The organism is Sebaldella sp. S0638 (assembly GCF_024158605.1).
In the GTDB taxonomy this organism is placed as follows: Bacteria; Fusobacteriota; Fusobacteriia; order Fusobacteriales; family Leptotrichiaceae; genus Sebaldella.
In genome coordinates, this window is sequence record NZ_JAMZGM010000130.1 from 1 (window position 1) to 577 (window position 577).

A 577-nucleotide genomic window follows, 5' to 3' on the forward strand; every position below is an offset into this window, starting at 1 on the left:
GTACAATTTCCTATACCTCCATAACAATTATCAAACAGCTTTAATACTTCATTTTCCTTGCCTTCCGGTTTGAATATATCATCTATCTCATACCTGTAATTTACCCGTAATTTCTTCTGACCTATCAGCATCCCTATTTCATGACATTCATCCATTCTTATAGACTTCTTCCCTGTCTTCATTAAGAAATTTTCCAGTTTTTCTGTTGGTACTAAATAGGTTCTCTCATAATCACGGTAATTTATTACAAATGCCTTTATTACATTTTCATAATCCCCTAAATCCCTGAATCTATCAAGTTGTTTATACGCACTCTTATTTAGCGGATAACTCTTACCCTTTGTTGTTTTTAGTTCCAGTAAATAAAAGTATGGGACTTTAAACAGAAAACAATCACACACATTACTTGGTGTAAATCTTGTTACATCATCATAGCCACCAAAACTGTTAGGACTATCTCTGAATCTGTAAAACAATACTCCTTTAGGTATTGAGGCCTTTATATCCGCTTCAAATCTTTTTCCTACATTCATTTTCCACCTCCTGCCATTTTATTTAGTAACCTTATTTCCCTTAC

1 protein-coding gene is annotated in these 577 nt (G+C 33.3%); it reads right to left on the reverse strand.

Annotated elements, in window-relative coordinates; genetic code table 11:
* Nucleotides 1–533 (reverse strand): Holliday junction resolvase RecU (locus tag NK213_RS17945; RefSeq protein ID WP_253351760.1); only part of this gene is annotated, 533 nt, incomplete at its 3' end.
* Nucleotides 534–577: the final 44 nt, after the last annotated feature.